We start from the raw sequence: 17,294 nt of genomic DNA, 5'->3' as shown, positions 1-17,294 counted from the left end.
CGGGTTATAATTAATATTAAAGGAAGGCTATGAACGTAATTAAAGGTGTTGTTGCCGCGCCAGAAGCGCGTGTTGCTATTGCAATCGCTCGTTTTAACAACTTTATTAATGATAGTCTGCTGGACGGTGCTGTTGATGCACTAGAACGTATCGGACAAGTATCTAACGATAATATCACAGTTGTTTGGGTGCCAGGTGCTTATGAGCTTCCATTAACGGTTAAAGCATTAGCTGAAACGAAAAAATATGATGCTATTATTGTGCTAGGTACCGTTATTCGTGGCGGCACTGCTCATTTTGAGTTTGTGGCTGGTGAATGTAGCTCTGGTATTTCTCATGTTGCATTAGATAGCCAAGTACCTGTGACTTTTGGTGTTTTAACCACTGAAAATATTGAGCAAGCTATTGAGCGTGCTGGTACTAAAGCAGGTAACAAAGGTGCTGAAGCAGCTTTGACTGCACTAGAAATGATTAATGTACTCAAAGCTGTAAAAGGCTGATTTAGTTTTTTTATTTAAGGGGAATCTTGTGAAACCTGCTGCTCGTCGTCGCGCTCGTGAGTGTGCTGTACAGGCCATTTATTCGTGGCAATTATCTGGTAATAATATTGCCGATGTGGAATATGAGTTTATTGCTGAACAGGATATGTCTGGTGTAGACATAACTTACTTTCGTGAACTGCTGTCAGGCGTAGCGAATAATGCTATCAAGCTAGACCAATTGATGGCGCCTTTTTTATCTCGTCAACTTGAAGAGTTGGGGCAGGTTGAGAAGGCTATTTTGCGCGTTGCTATGTATGAACTAAGCTTCCGTGAAGATGTACCTTACAAAGTTGCTATTAACGAAGGTATTGAGCTTGCTAAAGTATTTGGTGCAGAAGATAGCCATAAATTTGTTAATGGTGTTCTTGATAAAGCTGCCCCATCTGTTCGTCGTAAAAAGTAACATTCATCAGGGTTCCCTCCTGTAATATTACAGTAGCATCAGATAGGCTGGGTTCTAGCCTATCTTTGTATTTGTGTGTCTATTTTCAGTGATGAAGTCGTTAATTAGATATAATCAGATATAGCTAAAATGGAAAATCTACCATGTCATATGGCGAATTTGACCTCATCGCGCGTTATTTTAATCGTCAACCAACCAACCGACGTGATGTCAATATCGGAATAGGTGACGACTGTGCGTTGATGACAATACCAGAAAAACAGCAACTGGCTGTGACTACAGATACACTCGTTTCCGGTATTCATTTCCTTCCTGAAATCTCACCTGCTGATCTAGCTTATAAAGCATTGGCTTCTAATTTAAGTGATTTAGCGGCTATGGGGGCTGATCCTGCTTGGGCTTCCCTTGCCATAACATTACCCAGTGTTGATACCAATTGGCTAGAGCAATTTAGTGATAGTTTATTTGAACAGCTGAATTATTATGGAATGCAACTTATTGGGGGAGATACGACGAAAGGCCCAATGAGTTTAACCTTCACAGTACATGGTTTAATTCCAACAGGTAAAGCTTTATCCCGATTTGGTGCGCGTAATGGGGATTGGATTTATGTCACGGGCACTTTAGGTGATAGCGCGGCTGGACTGGCAATATTACAAGATAGGTTGTCGGTGTCTAATGAAGACCAGAAAGCCTGGTTGATTGGTCGCCATTTGCGTCCACAGCCGCGTATCTTACAAGGGCAAGCATTACGTAATTTAGCCTCCTCCGCGATTGATATTTCTGATGGTTTAATATCTGACCTGAATCATGTGCTAAAAGCCAGTGGCTGTGGTGCGCGAATTAATCTTGATGCTTTGCCATTATCTGAAGCGCTACAAAAAAATTGCTGTGAAGATCAAGCACGTATTTGGTCTCTTAGTGGCGGTGAAGATTATGAGCTTTGCTTTACTGTGCCAGAGCTTAATCGAGGTGCATTAGAGATGGCTCTTGCAAACACTGGTTCTATATTTACTTGTATTGGGCAAATTAAACCGCAATCTGAAGGTATTAGCTATTATTATAATAATCAGCCGATAGAGTTAGTTTTAAAAGGGTTCGATCATTTCGCGCTTAACGAAGCTTAAAGAATCATAATCTATTTATCTCTTATAAAACCTGAAGCATATTATTGTTTCAGGTTTTTTTATTTTATAAATATGACTAATCATAAATTTACATGAAAGAGGAGTTAATTTTAATTTAGTTGAATTTAACTTTAATTTGTTATTAACAATTTTGATTATTGTAAATAATCTTATGGTTATTATTAATTTAGCTAATGATAGTTAATTTTATAAATATAAGGTAAATTCAATAACTAAAGGTATGATAAAATTTGGCTTTGTGAAGATAAATATTATTAAAACTTATTTTTAGTAAGGTCTTATGCGAATGATATTGATTCGTATTTTTATTGACGATGATGGGAAAATAGCTAAGATAGCGGACTACAAAATTTATTCATTTTATTTTTTGTTTATCTATCAAGTACTCCTCAATCGTGGTTATATAATGAAAATAAAGAATAGTATTTATCTATTAGGCACAACAATATTGGCCTTTAATGTCACAGCATACGGTAAAAATGATGTTGATACTCTGGTAGTCACATCCAGTAAATATGATGAAAAAACAATATCAGGTAAACAAATAGAAAAATTAAAAGGCGGTACAAATGCTGATATTTTTTCTACGGTAACTGCTGTTCAGAGCAATAATATGCGTAATGAAGCCGGTGCACTAGATATTGGTATTAGAGGATTACAGGGCGAAGGACGAGTACCTATTTATATTGATGGTAGTTTGCAATCTACGCATACGAATAGGGGTTATCAAGGTGTGAGTGATAGAACCTATATTGACTCAGATCTTATTAGTAATATGAAGATTTACAAAGGTACGGATGGTAATAACTTTAAATCAGGTGCTATTGGCGGTACAGTTGAAATAAAAACACTGTCTGTTGAAGATGTGATTAAAGCTGGTGAGAATAGTGGCTTTTTAATTAAGTTGAGAACAAGTAATAATAATGTATCAGCCACTCAACCTGAAAAAGAAGGTAGTGCTCGTCGATTAAAATCTTCGCCAAGTGTATTTGATTTTAATAATGGTTCTGCAACGGTAGCATGGGGTTATCGTAATGATAAATTTGATACCATTATTGCTTATGCGAAAAAGAAAGATGGGAACTATTACGCAGGTAGTAAAGGTTTTGGTGATTACGGAACAACTGAAAAATTAAATAGTCAGGAAATTCCTGTTTTTGAATCAGAAGAAGTGGTTAATACAGCTTTTGAAAGTGATTCATTTTTATTAAAGACGGGCATTCATTTAACACCTGAACAGAATATTGAGTTCATTTTTAGAAATCATCGCCAGCATTCTGGTGAGATACTTGCTGCTAAATGGTTTAGAGCTGATGAAGGTTCTATGATCCAATGGCCTTTAGGTACAGCAGCGGTAAAAGCGTATAGTGCAAATTATAATTACTTACCACAAGATAATAATAAAATTAATTTCAATACCAATATTTGGTATACAAATGCCAAATTAGATCAATTGAATGGTCTATGGAAAAAAGGTGGTGAAGTAGAACAGTGGCAAAATTCTTATACCAATGATCGCAAAGGTTTGACCGTTTCAAATAATAGTGAATTTGATACAGTGCCATTAACTTTGCAATATGGCTTCTCGCTTCTTGAAGAAGAATTAAAGCCGAATGATGAGCGTGATGATTATTGGTCTCCGACACAGACATCGCGTCATGGCAAAAGAAATGAAAACAGTACATTTATTAACGCGACATTAGATTTATATCCGGTTGAGATTTCTGTGGGAACCAATATGCATGGTTCAGAAACAACTGATTATCAGGCAGATAATAAATTAAAATACTCACCTAAGTTTGATTTAACATCAGAGTTAACTTATCACTTTAATAAAAATGTGAGCGTATTTGGTAAATCTTCAAGAGCCTATCGTATACCGAGTTTATATGAATCGACGGTATCGAATGAAGTTTTTAGCTACGATCCCCGTTTTAATATTTCTCCGGAAGAATCGATTCAGAATGAAATAGGTCTGAAATTCAATAAAGTAGATTTATTAGACCATAATGATCAATTAAATATAAAAACGAGTTATTTCATAAATAATACTAAAAATTATATTTCTCCTGGTGTTATTCAAGCACCAATAGAACAGTGGGGCTGGCCTGATACTTATACTTTCACTAATTATGATAATTTAAAACTATCGGGCGTTGAATTAACGGCTGATTATTCGGGCGCGCTATTTTATGCGAATGCATCAGCGACGATTTATACTAATCGAGAAGTGTGTTCAAAATATCAAGGTGAAACAAGTCATAGTCCTAGTTGTAATGAACTTGGATTCGCATGGGGATTAACACCAACACGAATTCCGACGAAAACGAATATTTCTGTGCTACTGGGTAAAAAATTCTTTAATGATGATTTAGATTTAGGTGTTCATTATAAATATCATTCAGGTAAAAATAACCCAGCAGGCTGGATGAAAGGAACGGCTGCATCAGCAGTAACAGAAATTATGCCTGTTCATGTATTTGACTTATATGCCGATTATAAAATCACGCCTGATATTAATGTATATACCACGATTAATAATATAACGGATGAATATTATATTCAGCCTGGCTCAGTAATTGCTATTCCAGAACCAGGAAGAACCATTACACTTGGAACCAGTATTAAATTTTAAGTCAGTAAAAAAATAGAAGTATCTCGGATTGATACTTCTATTTATTGTTCTCTAGATAAATTGCACAATAAAAAATCCCCTGTATTTGAAATGACAAAATGCAGAGGATTGTTTGTATAGCGAAAGATACTGTCTCGATAGACCTAATACTTTTGTTGATTTACTTCTGTTGATATTGCACGATAGCGTCTACAATGCCTTCACTGTCTAAACCTAAATCAGAAATGAGCTCATCTTGAGTGCCTTGCGGGATGAAGAAATCAGGCAATCCAAGATTGAGTGTTGGTATCACTTTTTTCTCATGCATTAAGAATTCATTCACACCACTTCCAGCACCGCCCATAATGGCATTTTCTTCTATTGTCACCAATAATTCATGAGTACTAGCTATTTCAAGGATCAACTGTTCATCTAATGGTTTTACAAAACGCATATCGACAACGGTTGCATTGAGTTGCTCAGCGGCAGCCAAGGCATGATGTAGTAATGTTCCAAAACATAAGATAGCGACTTTTTCACCTTGGCGACGGACAACACCTTTACCAATAGGCAACAAGGTGAGTGGTTCAAGTTCAGCACCCGTCCCCGTTCCTCTTGGGTAGCGCACGGCACTTGGTCCATCTTGGTAATGATAACCTGTGTGGAGCATTTGGCGACACTCGTTTTCATCACTTGGTGTCATGATCACAAGCGTTGGAATACAGCGCAGGAAAGAGAGATCAAATGAACCTTGGTGAGTTTGCCCATCTGCACCAACAATACCCGCTCTATCAATAGCGAATAAGACAGGCAATTCCTGAATAGCAACATCATGAATGACCTGATCATAACCACGTTGCAAGAAGGTTGAGTAAATTGCCACAATCGGATTGTAACCACCAATTGCGAGACCCGCAGCAAAGGTTACCGCGTGTTGTTCTGCAATCGCCACATCAAAATATTGGTCTGGGTACTCTTTGGAGAAGCGCACCATGCCAGAACCTTCACGCATAGCTGGTGTGATAGCCATTAACTTATCGTCATTTTTTGCTTCATCACATAGCCAGTCACCAAAAATCTTAGAAAATGTCGGGCGCGTCTCTTTGCTTTTAGGCAATGAAAATGTGCTTGGATCAAATTTTGGAACAGCATGCCAGCTAATAGGATCTTTTTCTGCTGGCTCATAACCACGACCTTTTTTCGTCATGATATGCAAAAATTGAGGACCTTTAAGGTCGCGCATATTTTTGAGCGTTTGAACTAGAGCTAAGACATCATGCCCATCAACAGGACCTATATAGTTGAATCCTAACTCTTCAAACATCGTGCCAGGAACAACCATTCCTTTGATATGTTCTTCTGTTTTCTTTAGTAGCTCTTTAATTGGCGGCATATTAGAAAAAACTTTTTTGCCACCTTCTCGTAGAGTTGTATACAACTTACCGGATAATAAATGTGCAAGGTGATTATTGAGTGCGCCGACATTCTCAGATATCGACATTTCATTATCATTAAGCACAACAAGCATATCAGGTGCGATATCGCCAGCATGGTTCATTGCTTCAAATGCCATACCTGCTGTAATTGCGCCATCGCCAATAACACACACGGTTTTGCGGGATTTATTCTCTTTTTCAGCGGCAATTGCCATGCCTAAACCAGCACTAATGGATGTTGAAGAGTGACCAACACTTAAGGTGTCATATTCACTTTCTGCACGCCAAGGGAAAGGGTGCAACCCATTTTTTTGGCGAATGGTATCAATCCGATCGCGTCGACCCGTTAAAATTTTATGCGGGTAAGCTTGGTGTCCAACATCCCAGACGAGGTTATCGAATGGTGTTTTATAGACATAATGTAATGCAACAGTGAGTTCGACTGTGCCTAAACCAGAGGCAAAGTGACCGCTAGATCGACTAACACTACTAAGTAAAAATTGTCTGAGTTCATCACACAATTTAGGTAGGCTTTCTTTCGGCAGCAACCGCAGCTCGTCTGGTGTTTCTGCCAGCGCTAGTGTTGGATACTTAGCGATATCAATACTCATTAGGGGGCCCACGACTATTTATAATTGTTAATAAAGAAATAGCGCTGGTTATACCCAGCGTTTTGATCGTTCATTATGCCACTTTTTTATCAATAATTTGAATGAAAACGGTATTTTGCCTGACTAGCTTTTTCGTTCAATGATAAAATTTGTTAAGGCTATCAAAGTTTGGGTGTTATAGCCTTGAGCTTCGATCTCTTTTAACGCATCTAATGCACTAAAATAGAGCTCACGGGCTTTTTCCTGCGCAGCTTCTAGACCTAATAATGAAGGATAAGTACTTTTTTCATGCTGAGCATCAGCACCTTGGCGTTTACCTGTCACGGCACTATCACCAACCACGTCTAAAATATCGTCTTGTACTTGGAAAGCGAGGCCAATTGAGGCTGCATATTTATCCAACATGGTTAATATTGCATGTCCTTTGCTACCTGCTGCATAAGCACCAAGGCGGATGGCTGCCCGGATTAATGCACCCGTTTTATGTTGATGAATTCGTTCAAGAGATTCAAGGTCAACTTGTTGACCTTCGGCTTCAAGGTCTAATGCTTGTCCACCACACATGCCAGCTAAACCACTTGAATAAGCAAGCTCAGCTAACATAGCAATGCGATCTTTATCGGCTACATCTGGCATTAAACCAGATGAAAGTAGCTGAAAAGCTAATGTTTGTAATGCATCGCCTGCCAAAATAGCATTACCCTCACCATATTTGACATGGCAAGTCGGTAAACCTCGGCGTAAGTCGTCGTCGTCCATGGCGGGAAGATCATCATGGATAAGTGAATATGCGTGAATACATTCAACAGCCGCTGCCGGAATATCTAAGTTGTTTATTTTGACACCCAGCATTGTTCCAACTGTATACGTTAAAAATGGGCGTAAACGTTTACCACCCAGTAATGCTCCATGCTTCATTGCGCTAGCGAGAGGTAAATCAGAGAAAGGCAGTGCATCTAATGCGCTCAGAATTGCTTGATTGACGCGCTCAGCAGCTTGTTGTTGCTGTAATAGAAAATTATCGAGATGTTGTTCAGGCATAGTTTATTCGGTGTCAGGTGAAAAATTATCAAGCGCTTTAGTTTCGTCATCACTTAACAGGATTTGCACTCGTTGTTCTGCTTGTTGCAGGACTTTTTGCCCTTGTTTTGCAATTTGAATGCCACGTTCAAACTCATTAAGTGCATCTTCGAGCGGCAGTGAACCAGACTCGAGACGAGAAACGATTTCTTCCAATTCTTTTAGTGATGTTTCGAAGCTCGCAACATGGGCTTGCTTAGATTTTTCTTTGGCCATAATTTTTCAATCACAATTGTTAATCATTTGATAAGAGGTCTTTCGTTAATCCAGCAGACTAACTTAGTCTCGCGGTCTATACAATTTATTATTGGTGTTTTTAGATTCAGCGCGCAAGATGATGCTATAATACGCCTCTTTATTGACAATTGGTAACCTGTACGTGTGTTGCTTTTAAAATACGTCCGTGTGCCCCTATAACTTATATCGTGCTGCTATTATGAAGTTTATCATTAAGTTGTTCCCAGAAATTACGATTAAAAGCCAAACCGTTAGGCTGCGTTTTATAAAAATTCTTACCAGCAATATTCGCAATGTTCTTAAGCCATTAGGTGAAGAAATTGCTGTTGTCCGCCATTGGGATAACATTGAAGTGCGTGTTAAAGGGGAAACAAAGCACGACGAGATTTGTGACATTCTAGGCCGTATTCCGGGTATTCACCACATATTAGAAGTTGAAGAGAAGCCGTTTACTAGCTTGCATCATATTTATGAAATGGTGCATGAGGCTTATGGTGCTTCTTTAGAAAATAAAACCTTTTGTGTTCGTGTAAAACGCAGAGGTAAACATGAGTTTACATCAATTGAAGCTGAACGCTATATCGGTGGTGGCTTAAACCAACACATTGCTTCTGCAAAAGTAAAACTAAAAGATCCTGATGTTACCGTGAATATTGAGATTGAAGATGAAAATTTAATCCTCATTAAAGCACGTTATGAAGGTATAGGGGGGTTCCCTATCGGAACACAAGAAGATGTGTTATCACTCATTTCAGGTGGTTTCGATTCTGGCGTTTCTAGCTATATGCTTATGCGCCGTGGCTGCCGTGTGCATTATTGCTTCTTTAACTTGGGTGGTGCTGCTCACGAAATTGGCGTAAAACAGATTGCCCATTATTTATGGAATCGCTTTGGTAGTTCACATAAAGTTCGTTTTATTGCCGTCAATTTTAAACCCGTTGTTGCCGAGATTCTCGAGAAAGTTGATGACGGACAAATGGGGGTTGTTTTAAAACGAATGATGGTACGAGCAGCTTCTCAAGTGGCAGAGCGCTATGGCGTTCAAGCGATTGTTACTGGTGAAGCGCTTGGGCAAGTATCAAGCCAAACGTTGACGAATCTACGATTAATTGATAATGCTTCAGACACATTGATCTTAAGACCACTGATTTCTCATGATAAAGAACACATTATCAAATTAGCACGTCACATTGGTACTGAAGATTTTGCTAAAACAATGCCTGAATATTGTGGTGTGATTTCAAAAAGCCCAACGGTTAAAGCAATTAAATCAAAAATTGAAGCTGAAGAAGCTAACTTCGATTTCGCTATTTTAGACCGAGTGGTTGCAGAATCGAATAATATTGATATTCGCAAAATTGCTGAAGAAAGTCGTGAACAAATCGCGGAAGTTGAGATGGTGAATGAATTATCTGCGGATAATGAAGTGATTCTCGATATTCGTTCGCCAGATGAACATGAAGATAAACCTTTGGTGATAGAAGGCATTGAAATTAAGCATATCCCATTTTATCGACTCGGGACTCAATTTGGTGATTTACCAAAAGAAAAAACCTATTTGCTCTATTGTGACCGTGGTGTGATGAGCCGCTTACAAGCTCTTTATTTACAAGAGCAAGGTTTTAGTAATGTTAAGGTATATCGCCCTTAATTCGGTGTTATGATTTAAATAGGTGTTATTATTTAAATAGAAAAAGAGCTGATAAGCGGTAAGTTTTATCAGCTCTTTTTGTTTATTCTATTTATTCACGGTCAAGATAATCATTAATACCGGGTGGTAAAATTAATTGTTCTGCAACCTTAGCTGCATTTTCTCTGCCAGTGAGTAATTCAATCAATTTTAATCCAAAATCGAAACTTGTCGCAGGTCCTTGGCTCGTCAGTAAATTAACTCTTTCATCAAAATAAACCCGCTTATCAACCCATTTTTCTACTGCAATTTTATCCTTCATGGAAGGGAAACCCGTCATGTTACCAATTGGAAAAAGCTGGTGATGCTCCAAAACTAATGCAGGTGCAGCGCAAATAGCCGCAACAATTTTACCATCAAGGTGCATTCGTCTTACTTTTTCAACGACTAATGGACTATCGCGGAAAGTTTCAGCCCCACCTAATCCGCCCGGTAGGACAATGGCATCAAAGGGTTCATCTGCTACCTTAATCAGTGGCGTATCAGCAACAATTTTAAATCCTCTTGATGCTGTTATTTCAACAGAACCATCTTCCGTTACACTGGCTAAAGTGACATTAATTCCTGCCCTAACTAATAAATCCGCAGTGGTGACAGTTTCTATCTCTTCACTACCATTGGCGATGCATATTAACACTGAAGCCGTCATTTTTTTCTTCCTGATATTTAATTAAGTGATAGATGCGATCATTCTCTGGCGTGTCAAGGCCATGCATTCTGGCTTGTTTAATGAGATAACCGGTAATGTAATCGATTTCTGTGCGGCGTTTATTGCGAACATCTTGAAGCATCGACGAGTAGTTATTTGCGGTACTATGAATGATGCTATAAATATAGTCTGCAAGTTGTTCCTTATCCGCATGAAATCCTTCCATTGAAATCACTTGGTTGATTTCTGTAATAAGTTTTTCAATATGCACTTGATGAGCCATTAACTCGCCATTTTTACAGTCATAAAGCACGGTTAGTGGGTTAATGACACAATTTACAGCCAGTTTTCGCCAACAAGTTGCTAGAATTTGGTTATACCATGCTACATCGGGTAATGCTTTATGTAATAGATCTGCAATAGGGTAATAAGGCTCTGCTAATGAATTGACTGCCCCTATTTCTGTAATGCCATTAGCAACATGAAATACTTGGTCATTATTTTGCCATGCGGCATGTGTGGTGACACCAGCCAGAAAAGGGTGTTTTAAAGGACCTAACTCATCCAGCGTCCCCATGCCATTATGAAGCAATAATATAGGACAAACCTCAGGTATTTGGTGAAGTAGAGGCAGAAGAGCATCAGAAACTTGCCATGCTTTCAAGCAGACAATAACAAGTTCACTATGCGTAAGATGATTGATGCTGTTACACGGGAGCAAGCCGCGAAAATAGCGGTCATCAGGCTCATTAACATCAATATATATTTCAGGTTGAGCTATTCGTAACCAACCTTGGACATCATGTCCTTGTTGAGCTAACGCAGCAAGCCATAATTTACCCATTGCGCCACAACCAATTAGCGTTATTTTCATACATTCCCTCTAAGAATATAGCGATAACGGCACATGTAAATTCTTATTTCCAGTATAGTACTTTTGCTGTTAATAGAAAGAAGCTATCATTCATCATATTGATTATCAGGAGATCTTAACTATGCCATCATTTGATATTGTATCAGAAGTCGAAATGAATGAAGTTCGTAACGCAGTAGAAAACGCACAACGCGAATTGACTACGCGCTGGGATTTTAAGAATGTCAGTGCCAGCTTTGAATTAAATGAGAAAAATGAATCTATCAAAGTGACAAGTGAGTCTGACTTTCAGGTGTTACAACTATTAGATATTCTGCGTGAAAAAATGGCAAAACGCGGTATTGATGGTGCGGTATTAAATGTACCAGAGGATATTGTTCACAGTGGAAAGAGTTACAGTGTTGAAGTGACTTTGAAACAAGGTATTGATACAGCCATTGCAAAGAAAATTGTTAAAGCCATTAAAGATAGTAAGCTAAAAGTTCAAGCTCAAATCCAAGGTGAACAAGTTCGTGTGACAGGAAAATCGCGAGATGACCTACAATCTGTAATGGCGCTCGTGCGTTCAAGTGATTTAGGCCAACCATTCCAATTTAATAATTTCCGTGATTAAGCTTGTTTGCCCGCAGCTCAATGTGTTGCGGGCTATTTTTCAATCTTCTTGACGAATAATTGCTTCGAGCTGATCTCGGGAAGTTATTTTTCTATCAACTTTGATATAAATGCCCATCTCTTCAGGAATAATAACCGCTTCAAGGACACCCGGTTGTGATAATAATGTTTGCTGTAATTTCTGAGTATTTTTAAATCGATGAGGTAATACCAATCGTATGCTGCTGACATAGGGCGGTTGCTGCATTGTCATGCTGATAATAAACCAAATCACGGTTAATAATAACCCACCTATAAATACCGTTGCTGCACCATTCAAATCGTATAACCATCCACCCAAAATTCCGCCTATTGCCACACCTAAAAATTGGCTTGTGGAATAAACACCCATTGCAGTTCCTTTATAACCTGCTGGGGCTTCTTTGCTAATGAGAGAAGGAAGAATGGCTTCTAATATGTTAAAAGCGACAAAAAATAGTTGTAGACCAAGAAAAATGATCCATAAGCTATTACCTGAAAGCCACAAAGTTATTTCAGCAAGTGCTAATAACGTAATACAAAACAGAAAAACCTGTTTCATTTTACGGTGCTTTTCTGCATAAATAATAAAAGGCAGCACAGTGACAAATGCGACTAACATCGTGATGAGGTAAGCTTTCCAATGGTCTTTGGCAAGGTAGCCTGCATGTTCCATAATCAGGGGGAGAGCAACAAAACTCGACATTAATAATGCATGCAGACTTAAAATACCGATATTGAGTTTCAATAATTGTGGATGGGTTAAAACCGCCCGTAAGTTACCCTTAACAAAAGCAGATTCTCTGTTAATAATATGTTTATTACTATTAGGGACGACAAACAACGTCATGAGGATCGCACCGGCTGCGAGTAGCGTAATTCCCCAAAATAGACCACTTAATCCAATCCAATGGGTAATGATTGGCCCAAGAACTAGCGCAATAGCAAAGGTGATACCAAAGCTAATTCCTAGAAATGCCATCGCTTTTGTACGATTTTGTTCTCGGGTGAGATCGGATAATAGTGCCATGACAGCAGCGGAAATTGCGCCAGCACCTTGTAATGCTCGCCCGATAATGATCCCCCAAATTGAATCACTTAATGCAGCTATCACACTACCAATAATAAAAATGATCAGACCAAATATAATTAACGGCTTGCGGCCAATTCTATCTGACATCAAACCAAAGGGAATTTGAAAAATGGCTTGGCTTAATCCATAAATACCGATAGCGACACCGATAAGAAACTCAGTTGCCCCTTGTAATTGCATACCATAGCTGGTCAGGATTGGCAGCACCATGAACATCCCTAGCATTCGAAGGGAAAATACAGAACCAAGCCCCCATGTGGAACGTAATTCAGCGAGAGTCATTTTGTTATCGTTCATGGTAAAGCCTCAGATATAAACAAAAGGGGTTATTCTATTGGGGAACCTTAGGATAAGGAAATGAATATTTTAGCCATATCTTGGCTGATGGTGAGATATTAAATAAAAACGGCAGGTAATACCTGCCATTTTTGTTATGTCAAATTATGTTGCTGGAAATTATCTCACGAAAGCGATAACAGAATCTGTTGAAACTGTTGGATCTACAGACATCATAATGCTGAGTGATGTTATCGCAACGATGGAGAAAACGAACAGCTTTCTTGCCCAAACGCGATCATCATTTTCAGTTTTAAACCCTGAAATCGCCATGCCTAACCACCAAATACTGACAGCAGCTGCAACGATTAGGTATTTATAACCTGCATATCCACTAATTGCTAACATGAGTGTTGCAATCATAAATGCCAAAATATATAAGAAAATATGTGTCTTCGCGACAGAGATCCCTTTAATAACTGGCAGTACAGGAATATTGGCAGCTTTATAATCTTTAAAGCGAAATATAGCGATAGCATACGAATGAGGCATCTGCCACAAGCTGAAAATTAACAGCAGGATAAGAGCACCTGCATCAAATTCATTTGTGACGGCACAGTAACCGATAACCGGTGGAGCTGCACCAGACAGACTGCCAATTAGCGTGCCATAAACTGATTTACGCTTCATATATAGGCTATACACACCAACATACACAATGAAACCAATCACTGCGAGGAGCATTGCAAGAGCATTAGCTGCGACTAAAAGTAGCAGCATGCCAGCAATACCTAGTACAGAGGCATAAATCAGGCTAACTTTCGGGTCAATCAGCCCTTTAACTAAAGGGCGATTCTTAGTTCTTTCCATGATACGGTCAATATCACGGTCGATATAGTTGTTAAATACACAACCAGAAGCCACGACCAGTGATACACCCAGCAAAGTTGCAATAAACAGCGGGTAGTCAATAGAGCCTTTTGAGGCAAGTAAAAAACCGCCGATCACAGAAATTAAATTTCCGAAAATAATTCCTGGCTTGGTCACTTGCAGGTATTGCTTAAACATATCGGCAACTCTTTAGTCGAGCATCATATTGATGTTCAGGTTGTACATAATCCACAGAGAGCCAATGACAACGATACCGATGATTAGCATAGTGAACAGGAATGCAATCAGGTTCCAGCGCTCATCTGATGATGTGTTCATGTGCAGGAAGCATACGAGATGTACAAGGATCTGCACAACAGCCATACCGACAACAGTCCAAAGAATAGCCGCTTGTGATGCAGTACCTTCCATCACCATCCAGAAAGGTATGACTGTCAGAATAACTGACAGAACAAAACCAATCACGTAAGTCTTCATGCTACCGTGGCTTGCTCCAGTATGAGCATCTTTTGCGTGACTCATTTATATTGCCCCCAGAAGATAAACAACGGTAAATACACAGATCCAAACAACGTCTAAGAAGTGCCAGAACAAACTTAGGCAGTTCAAACGAGTTTGGTTTACATCGGTCAGACCACGGCGTGATACTTGAATGATCATAATGATAATCCAAACTAAACCACAAGTTACGTGAATACCGTGAGTCGCTACCAGAGCAAAGAAGCCAGATAGGAAGCCACTGCGGTCTGGACCGAAGCCTTCTGCAATGAGTTCATGGAATTCATAAACTTCCATAATGACAAAGCCTAAGCCAAGCAAGAAAGTGACGAATAACCATAAATTAACAGACGCAATTTTTCTTTTATGCACTGCCAGCATAGCAAAGCCGTAGGTGATACTACTGAATAACAACAGGAATGTTTCACCTAAAACGAACTTCAGGCTGAAGATATCTTTACCTTCAGGACCACCAGCGGTGCCATCTGCTAGAACAACATAAGTGGCAAACAGGCAAGCAAACAGGATCAAATCGCTCATTATGTAGAGCCAGAAACCGAATACTTTAGTTCCGCCTGCATCATGGTGCCCATGCTCTGCATGGGCTAAGTTTTGATTAGTCATTGTATTAGTTGACATCGTTCACACCTGCCTTACGTAGGTCATCAAAGCGCTTAGTTTCGATTTTCTCGATTTCAGCAACAGGTACGTAGTAATCAACATCTTCGTCGAAGCTTTTTACAATCCAAGTGACAATCATGCCACCGAAACCAACGATTGCGAGCCACCAGATGTGCCAAATCATTGCAAAACCAAATATCAGGCTAAATGCAGCAATAATCACACCTGCACCTGTATTTTTTGGCATATGAATTTCTTCATATGAAGTTGGTTTTTTATAAGCAATGCCTTTCTCTTTCATGTCCCACCAAGCATCACGGGTTTGAACATTTGGTTCAATCGCGAAGTTATAGAATGGTGGTGGTGATGATGTTGCCCACTCAAGAGTACGTCCACCCCATGGATCACCTGTTAAATCAAGATTTTGGTGACGATCACGGATACTGACGATGATTTGGATAACTTGACATGCAATACCAAGCGCAATCAAGCCAGCACCACAAGCAGCGGCAACTAACATTGAGTGATACTCAGGGTCAATATTTTGGCTTAAACGACGCGTCATGCCCATAAAACCAAGTATGTATAGCGGCATGAATGCTAAGAAGAAACCAACAATCCAGAACCAGAATGCGCGAACACCCCATTTTTCATTCAAGGTGAAACCGAATGCTTTCGGGAACCAGTATGTCATACCAGCGAAACAGCCGAATACAACACCACCAATGATAACGTTATGGAAGTGAGCAATTAAGAACAAGCTGTTATGTAGAACGAAGTTAGCACCAGGTACTGCAAGTAGAACACCAGTCATACCACCTACAGAGAAGGTAATAATGAAACCGATAGTCCATAGCATTGGTGATTTAAATTCAATACGACCTTGGTACATAGTAAACAGCCAGTTGAAAATCTTAACCCCAGTTGGGATTGCGATGATCATGGTTGCTATGCCGAAGAAGGCGTTAACATTTGCTCCTGATCCCATCGTAAAGAAGTGGTGTAACCAAACGATGAAGGACATGATGGTAATAACGATGGTTGCCCATACCAAAGAGGTATAACCAAACAGCCGTTTTTTGGAGAATGTTGCAGCAATTTCTGAGAACACACCGAATACTGGCAGAACAAGAATATACACCTCTGGATGGCCCCAGGCCCAAATCAGGTTGATGTACATCATCATGTTGCCACCCATATCATTAGTGAAGAAATGGGTTCCAAGGTAACGGTCTAATGTCAGAAGAGTTAGTGTCACAGTTAGAATTGGGAATGCAGCAACGATCAATACGTTAGTACAAAGAGCTGCCCAACTAAATACTGGCATTTTCATCATCGACATACCCGGTGCACGCATACGGATAATTGTCGCGATAAAGTTAACCCCTGTTAGTAATGTACCAATACCGGATATCTGGAGACTCCAGAGCCAATAATCGACCCCGACACCAGGGTTGTACTCCAAGCCGGATAATGGCGGATATGCTAACCAACCTGTTTGTGCAAATTCACCTACCCCTAACGAGATATTGATTAGCACAACACCCACAACAAAGAACCAGAAGCTCAGTGAGTTTAGGAATGGGAAGGCGACATCACGAGCACCAATTTGTAGTGGTACAACGAGGTTCATCAGACCAACAACAAAAGGTGTTGCCATGAAGAAAATCATGATAACGCCGTGAGCTGTAAAGATTTGGTCATAGTGATGAGGATTCAAGAACCCTTCTTGACCAGCAGAAGCAAGTACCTGCTGACCACGCATCATGATGGCATCCGCAAAGCCACGGAACAACATGACCATTGCGACGATGATATACATGATACCAATTCTTTTATGGTCAACAGATGTTAACCATTCTTTCCACAACCATTTCCATTTACCGAAATACGTTATTGCACCAACAACAGCAAGACCGCCGATGACGATAGCAATAAGTGTAAAGACGATAATAGGCTCATGGAGCGGAATTGCATCGAGTGTTAATTTTCCGAACATGC

At 39.5% G+C, this 17,294-nt stretch carries 16 protein-coding genes; 6 read left to right on the top strand and 10 right to left on the bottom strand.

What is annotated here, in order from left to right; genetic code table 11:
* Positions 1 to 29: 29 nt before the first annotated feature.
* From ribH to OO7_RS14820, 4 genes are all read left to right on the top strand, one after another.
* A complete protein-coding gene (gene ribH / locus OO7_RS14835) occupies positions 30 to 500 on the top strand; it encodes a 6,7-dimethyl-8-ribityllumazine synthase (RefSeq protein WP_008916750.1) in 471 nt (156 codons plus the stop codon).
* Positions 501 to 528: 28 nt separating this feature from the next.
* Positions 529 to 945 (top strand): transcription antitermination factor NusB, encoded by a 417-nt coding sequence (gene nusB / locus OO7_RS14830; RefSeq protein ID WP_008916749.1) that lies wholly within the window; start codon positions 529 to 531, stop codon positions 943 to 945.
* A gap of 143 nt (positions 946 to 1,088) precedes the next feature.
* Positions 1,089 to 2,072 (top strand): thiamine-phosphate kinase, encoded by a 984-nt coding sequence (thiL, locus tag OO7_RS14825; protein ID WP_008916748.1) that lies wholly within the window; start codon positions 1,089 to 1,091, stop codon positions 2,070 to 2,072.
* A 427-nt stretch (positions 2,073 to 2,499) separates the two neighbouring features.
* Positions 2,500 to 4,728, top strand: a complete 2,229-nt coding sequence (locus OO7_RS14820) for a TonB-dependent receptor domain-containing protein (protein WP_043892922.1) — start codon at positions 2,500 to 2,502, stop codon at positions 4,726 to 4,728.
* 160 nt (positions 4,729 to 4,888) lie between these two features.
* Here OO7_RS14820 and dxs read toward each other — a convergent pair whose 3' ends face one another.
* From dxs to xseB, 3 genes are all read right to left on the bottom strand, one after another.
* Positions 4,889 to 6,754 carry a 1-deoxy-D-xylulose-5-phosphate synthase gene (dxs, locus tag OO7_RS14815; protein ID WP_008916746.1) on the bottom strand — a complete coding sequence of 622 codons (1,866 nt, stop codon included), beginning with the start codon at positions 6,752 to 6,754 and terminating at the stop codon, positions 4,889 to 4,891.
* A 123-nt stretch (positions 6,755 to 6,877) separates the two neighbouring features.
* On the bottom strand, positions 6,878 to 7,795 hold the full coding sequence (ispA, locus tag OO7_RS14810; RefSeq protein WP_008916745.1) for a (2E,6E)-farnesyl diphosphate synthase: 918 nt from the start codon (positions 7,793 to 7,795) through the stop codon (positions 6,878 to 6,880).
* Positions 7,796 to 7,798: 3 nt separating this feature from the next.
* Positions 7,799 to 8,050, bottom strand: coding sequence for an exodeoxyribonuclease VII small subunit (xseB, locus tag OO7_RS14805; protein WP_008916744.1), 252 nt, complete (start codon positions 8,048 to 8,050; stop codon positions 7,799 to 7,801).
* Between the two features lie 220 nt (positions 8,051 to 8,270).
* On the opposite strand from xseB, the gene thiI reads away from it, so the two are divergent.
* On the top strand, positions 8,271 to 9,722 hold the full coding sequence (gene thiI / locus OO7_RS14800; protein ID WP_008916743.1) for a tRNA uracil 4-sulfurtransferase ThiI: 1,452 nt from the start codon (positions 8,271 to 8,273) through the stop codon (positions 9,720 to 9,722).
* 91 nt (positions 9,723 to 9,813) lie between these two features.
* Here thiI and yajL read toward each other — a convergent pair whose 3' ends face one another.
* Positions 9,814 to 10,410, bottom strand: coding sequence for a protein deglycase YajL (yajL, locus tag OO7_RS14795; protein ID WP_008916742.1), 597 nt, complete (start codon positions 10,408 to 10,410; stop codon positions 9,814 to 9,816).
* On the bottom strand, positions 10,373 to 11,284 hold the full coding sequence (panE, locus tag OO7_RS14790) for a 2-dehydropantoate 2-reductase (RefSeq protein WP_008916741.1): 912 nt from the start codon (positions 11,282 to 11,284) through the stop codon (positions 10,373 to 10,375). The genes yajL and panE overlap by 38 nt, the downstream gene beginning before the upstream one ends.
* 121 nt (positions 11,285 to 11,405) lie before the next feature.
* On the opposite strand from panE, the gene OO7_RS14785 reads away from it, so the two are divergent.
* Positions 11,406 to 11,897, top strand: coding sequence for a YajQ family cyclic di-GMP-binding protein (locus tag OO7_RS14785; RefSeq protein ID WP_008916740.1), 492 nt, complete (start codon positions 11,406 to 11,408; stop codon positions 11,895 to 11,897).
* A 39-nt stretch (positions 11,898 to 11,936) separates the two neighbouring features.
* Here the strand turns inward: OO7_RS14785 and OO7_RS14780 are convergent, their stop codons facing one another.
* The 5 genes from OO7_RS14780 to cyoB all read right to left on the bottom strand — a co-directional run bounded on the left by OO7_RS14780 (position 11,937) and on the right by cyoB (position 17,292).
* Complete coding sequence (locus OO7_RS14780) at positions 11,937 to 13,304, bottom strand: MFS transporter (protein WP_008916739.1); 1,368 nt, start codon at positions 13,302 to 13,304, stop codon at positions 11,937 to 11,939.
* 159 nt (positions 13,305 to 13,463) lie between these two features.
* The gene (cyoE, locus tag OO7_RS14775) at positions 13,464 to 14,351 is read right to left on the bottom strand and encodes a heme o synthase (protein WP_008916738.1); all 888 of its coding nucleotides are present in this window, start codon (positions 14,349 to 14,351) and stop codon (positions 13,464 to 13,466) included.
* A 12-nt stretch (positions 14,352 to 14,363) separates the two neighbouring features.
* On the bottom strand, positions 14,364 to 14,696 hold the full coding sequence (locus tag OO7_RS14770) for a cytochrome o ubiquinol oxidase subunit IV (RefSeq protein WP_008916737.1): 333 nt from the start codon (positions 14,694 to 14,696) through the stop codon (positions 14,364 to 14,366).
* Entirely contained in the window at positions 14,697 to 15,311 is a 615-nt protein-coding gene (locus tag OO7_RS14765; RefSeq protein WP_008916736.1) for a cytochrome o ubiquinol oxidase subunit III, read from the bottom strand. It abuts the gene before it with no gap.
* The gene (gene cyoB / locus OO7_RS14760; protein WP_008916735.1) at positions 15,301 to 17,292 is read right to left on the bottom strand and encodes a cytochrome o ubiquinol oxidase subunit I; all 1,992 of its coding nucleotides are present in this window, start codon (positions 17,290 to 17,292) and stop codon (positions 15,301 to 15,303) included. The genes OO7_RS14765 and cyoB overlap by 11 nt, the downstream gene beginning before the upstream one ends.
* Positions 17,293 to 17,294: the final 2 nt, after the last annotated feature.

The sequence above is a fragment of the Providencia sneebia DSM 19967 genome (assembly GCF_000314895.2).
Taxonomy (GTDB): Bacteria; Pseudomonadota; Gammaproteobacteria; order Enterobacterales; family Enterobacteriaceae; genus Providencia; species Providencia sneebia.
This window is presented reverse-complemented; position numbering and strand designations above follow the sequence as displayed.

Coding starts and splice junctions, on each gene's coding strand:
- OO7_RS14765 (WP_008916736.1), bottom strand. CDS start 15,311: ATGTCAACTAATACAATGACTAATCAAAACTTAGCCCATGCAGAGCAT.
- thiL (WP_008916748.1), top strand. CDS start 1,089: ATGTCATATGGCGAATTTGACCTCATCGCGCGTTATTTTAATCGTCAA.
- OO7_RS14780 (WP_008916739.1), bottom strand. CDS start 13,304: ATGAACGATAACAAAATGACTCTCGCTGAATTACGTTCCACATGGGGG.
- OO7_RS14785 (WP_008916740.1), top strand. CDS start 11,406: ATGCCATCATTTGATATTGTATCAGAAGTCGAAATGAATGAAGTTCGT.
- cyoE (WP_008916738.1), bottom strand. CDS start 14,351: ATGTTTAAGCAATACCTGCAAGTGACCAAGCCAGGAATTATTTTCGGA.
- panE (WP_008916741.1), bottom strand. CDS start 11,284: ATGAAAATAACGCTAATTGGTTGTGGCGCAATGGGTAAATTATGGCTT.
- ribH (WP_008916750.1), top strand. CDS start 30: ATGAACGTAATTAAAGGTGTTGTTGCCGCGCCAGAAGCGCGTGTTGCT.
- cyoB (WP_008916735.1), bottom strand. CDS start 17,292: ATGTTCGGAAAATTAACACTCGATGCAATTCCGCTCCATGAGCCTATT.
- yajL (WP_008916742.1), bottom strand. CDS start 10,410: ATGACGGCTTCAGTGTTAATATGCATCGCCAATGGTAGTGAAGAGATA.
- OO7_RS14770 (WP_008916737.1), bottom strand. CDS start 14,696: ATGAGTCACGCAAAAGATGCTCATACTGGAGCAAGCCACGGTAGCATG.
- thiI (WP_008916743.1), top strand. CDS start 8,271: ATGAAGTTTATCATTAAGTTGTTCCCAGAAATTACGATTAAAAGCCAA.
- dxs (WP_008916746.1), bottom strand. CDS start 6,754: ATGAGTATTGATATCGCTAAGTATCCAACACTAGCGCTGGCAGAAACA.
- ispA (WP_008916745.1), bottom strand. CDS start 7,795: ATGCCTGAACAACATCTCGATAATTTTCTATTACAGCAACAACAAGCT.
- xseB (WP_008916744.1), bottom strand. CDS start 8,050: ATGGCCAAAGAAAAATCTAAGCAAGCCCATGTTGCGAGCTTCGAAACA.
- OO7_RS14820 (WP_043892922.1), top strand. CDS start 2,500: ATGAAAATAAAGAATAGTATTTATCTATTAGGCACAACAATATTGGCC.